The 3,943-nt window shown below is 52.3% G+C and carries 3 tRNA genes and 3 rRNA genes; all 6 read right to left on the bottom strand.

What is annotated here, in order from left to right:
* Positions 1 to 128 precede the first annotated feature (128 nt).
* A tRNA-Trp gene (locus QZT94_RS01405) sits at positions 129 to 204 on the bottom strand.
* An 8-nt stretch (positions 205 to 212) separates the two neighbouring features.
* Positions 213 to 289 (bottom strand) — tRNA-Asp (locus QZT94_RS01400).
* A 54-nt stretch (positions 290 to 343) separates the two neighbouring features.
* A 5S ribosomal RNA gene (gene rrf, locus QZT94_RS01395) occupies positions 344 to 459 on the bottom strand.
* A gap of 95 nt (positions 460 to 554) precedes the next feature.
* Positions 555 to 3,457: ribosomal RNA gene (locus QZT94_RS01390) — 23S ribosomal RNA — on the bottom strand.
* A 193-nt stretch (positions 3,458 to 3,650) separates the two neighbouring features.
* Positions 3,651 to 3,726, bottom strand: a tRNA-Glu gene (locus QZT94_RS01385).
* 85 nt (positions 3,727 to 3,811) lie between these two features.
* Positions 3,812 to 3,943, bottom strand: a 16S ribosomal RNA gene (locus QZT94_RS01380); the annotation flags it as partial.

Here is a 3,943-nt window from a genome sequence, read left to right as displayed (position 1 = left end):
TTGAAACTTAACGTGCTTGATGAAGAGTATTATTATGAATGGCTGGCAAGGATGCCGGTAGAAGGATTTACTTCGGAGAGGGTTATTTCAGATAAAAAAAATCCTTAGCTTTCGCTAAGGATGATTTCTGGCAGGGGCGGAGAGACTCGAACTCCCAACACCCGGTTTTGGAGACCGGTGCTCTACCAATTGAACTACGCCCCTAATTAGGGTGGCGGAACGGACGGGACTCGAACCCGCGACCCCCTGCGTGACAGGCAGGTATTCTTACCGACTGAACTACCGCTCCACCGAATTCTTTTACAACCACCGGTTTTATGACCGGCTTACTGCTTAATTTGATGCCTGGCAGTTCCCTACTCTCGCATGGGGAGACCCCACACTACCATCGGCGCTACGGCGTTTCACTTCTGAGTTCGGCATGGGGTCAGGTGGGACCACCGCGCTAAGGCCGCCAGGCAAATTCTGTTTTATCAGACCGCTTCTGCGTTCTGATTTAATCTGTATCAGGCTGAAAATCTTCTCTCAATCCGCCAAAACAGCTTCGGCGTTGTAAGGTTAAGCCTCACGGTTCATTAGTACCGGTTAGCTCAACGCATCGCTGCGCTTACACACCCGGCCTATCAACGTCGTCGTCTTCAACGTTCCTTCAGGACTCTCAAGGAGTCAGGGAGAACTCATCTCGGGGCAAGTTTCGTGCTTAGATGCTTTCAGCACTTATCTCTTCCGCATTTAGCTACCGGGCAGTGCCATTGGCATGACAACCCGAACACCAGTGATGCGTCCACTCCGGTCCTCTCGTACTAGGAGCAGCCCCCCTCAGTTCTCCAGCGCCCACGGCAGATAGGGACCGAACTGTCTCACGACGTTCTAAACCCAGCTCGCGTACCACTTTAAATGGCGAACAGCCATACCCTTGGGACCTACTTCAGCCCCAGGATGTGATGAGCCGACATCGAGGTGCCAAACACCGCCGTCGATATGAACTCTTGGGCGGTATCAGCCTGTTATCCCCGGAGTACCTTTTATCCGGTGAGCGATGGCCCTTCCATTCAGAACCACCGGATCACTATGACCTGCTTTCGCACCTGCTCGCGCCGTCACGCTCGCAGTCAAGCTGGCTTATGCCATTGCACTAACCTCCTGATGTCCGACCAGGATTAGCCAACCTTCGTGCTCCTCCGTTACTCTTTAGGAGGAGACCGCCCCAGTCAAACTACCCACCAGACACTGTCCGCAACCCGGATTACGGGTCAACGTTAGAACATCAAACATTAAAGGGTGGTATTTCAAGGTCGGCTCCATGCAGACTGGCGTCCACACTTCTAAGCCTCCCACCTATCCTACACATCAAGGCTCAATGTTCAGTGTCAAGCTATAGTAAAGGTTCACGGGGTCTTTCCGTCTTGCCGCGGGTACACTGCATCTTCACAGCGAGTTCAATTTCACTGAGTCTCGGGTGGAGACAGCCTGGCCATCATTACGCCATTCGTGCAGGTCGGAACTTACCCGACAAGGAATTTCGCTACCTTAGGACCGTTATAGTTACGGCCGCCGTTTACCGGGGCTTCGATCAAGAGCTTCGCTTGCGCTGACCCCATCAATTAACCTTCCGGCACCGGGCAGGCGTCACACCGTATACGTCCACTTTCGTGTTTGCACAGTGCTGTGTTTTTAATAAACAGTTGCAGCCAGCTGGTATCTTCGACTGATTTCAGCTCCATCCGCGAGGGACTTCACCTACATATCAGCGTGCCTTCTCCCGAAGTTACGGCACCATTTTGCCTAGTTCCTTCACCCGAGTTCTCTCAAGCGCCTTGGTATTCTCTACCTGACCACCTGTGTCGGTTTGGGGTACGATTTGATGTTACCTGATGCTTAGAGGCTTTTCCTGGAAGCAGGGCATTTGTTGCTTCAGCACCGTAGTGCCTCGTCATCACGCCTCAGCCTTGATTTTCCGGATTTGCCTGGAAAACCAGCCTACACGCTTAAACCGGGACAACCGTCGCCCGGCCAACATAGCCTTCTCCGTCCCCCCTTCGCAGTAACACCAAGTACAGGAATATTAACCTGTTTCCCATCGACTACGCCTTTCGGCCTCGCCTTAGGGGTCGACTCACCCTGCCCCGATTAACGTTGGACAGGAACCCTTGGTCTTCCGGCGAGCGGGCTTTTCACCCGCTTTATCGTTACTTATGTCAGCATTCGCACTTCTGATACCTCCAGCATGCCTCACAGCACACCTTCACAGGCTTACAGAACGCTCCCCTACCCAACAACGCATAAGCGTCGCTGCCGCAGCTTCGGTGCATGGTTTAGCCCCGTTACATCTTCCGCGCAGGCCGACTCGACCAGTGAGCTATTACGCTTTCTTTAAATGATGGCTGCTTCTAAGCCAACATCCTGGCTGTCTGGGCCTTCCCACATCGTTTCCCACTTAACCATGACTTTGGGACCTTAGCTGGCGGTCTGGGTTGTTTCCCTCTTCACGACGGACGTTAGCACCCGCCGTGTGTCTCCCGTGATAACATTCTCCGGTATTCGCAGTTTGCATCGGGTTGGTAAGTCGGGATGACCCCCTTGCCGAAACAGTGCTCTACCCCCGGAGATGAATTCACGAGGCGCTACCTAAATAGCTTTCGGGGAGAACCAGCTATCTCCCGGTTTGATTGGCCTTTCACCCCCAGCCACAAGTCATCCGCTAATTTTTCAACATTAGTCGGTTCGGTCCTCCAGTTAGTGTTACCCAACCTTCAACCTGCCCATGGCTAGATCACCGGGTTTCGGGTCTATACCCTGCAACTTAACGCCCAGTTAAGACTCGGTTTCCCTTCGGCTCCCCTATTCGGTTAACCTTGCTACAGAATATAAGTCGCTGCCCCATTATTCAAAAGGTACGCAGTCACCCCATAAAGAGGCTCCCACTGCTTGTACGTACACGGTTTCAGGTTCTTTTTCACTCCCCTCGCCGGGGTTCTTTTCGCCTTTCCCTCACGGTACTGGTTCACTATCGGTCAGTCAGGAGTATTTAGCCTTGGAGGATGGTCCCCCCATATTCAGACAGGATACCACGTGTCCCGCCCTACTCATCGAGCTCACAGCATGTGCATTTTTGTGTACGGGGCTGTCACCCTGTATCGCGCGCCTTTCCAGACGCTTCCACTAACACACACACTGATTCAGGCTCTGGGCTGCTCCCCGTTCGCTCGCCGCTACTGGGGGAATCTCGGTTGATTTCTTTTCCTCGGGGTACTTAGATGTTTCAGTTCCCCCGGTTCGCCTCATTAACCTATGGATTCAGTTAATGATAGTGTGTCGAAACACACTGGGTTTCCCCATTCGGAAATCGCCGGTTATAACGGTTCATATCACCTTACCGACGCTTATCGCAGATTAGCACGTCCTTCATCGCCTCTGACTGCCAGGGCATCCACCGTGTACGCTTAGTCGCTTAACCTCACAACCCGAAGATGTTTCTTTCGACTCATCATCGTGTTGCGAAAATTTGAGAGACTCACGAACAACTTTCGTTGTTCAGTGTTTCAATTTTCAGCTTGATCCAGATTTTTAAAGAGCAAATATCTCAAACATCACCCGAAGATGAGTTTTGAGATATTAAGGCAGGTGACTTTCACTCACAAACCAGCAAGTGGCGTCCCCTAGGGGATTCGAACCCCTGTTACCGCCGTGAAAGGGCGGTGTCCTGGGCCTCTAGACGAAGGGGACGTATCAGTCTGCTTCGCAAGACGCCTTGCTTTTCACTTTCTCTCAGACCATCTGAGTGAGCACTGCAAAGCACAGCTCTTTAAGGTAAGGAGGTGATCCAACCGCAGGTTCCCCTACGGTTACCTTGTTACGACTTCACCCCAGTCATGAATCACAAAGTGGTAAGCGCCCTCCCGAAGGTTAAGCTACCTACTTCTTTTGCAACCCACTCCCATGG

The sequence above is a fragment of the Varibaculum sp. genome (assembly GCF_008661855.1).
In the GTDB taxonomy this organism is placed as follows: domain Bacteria; phylum Actinomycetota; class Actinomycetes; order Actinomycetales; family Actinomycetaceae; genus Varibaculum; species Varibaculum timonense_A.
This window is presented reverse-complemented; position numbering and strand designations above follow the sequence as displayed.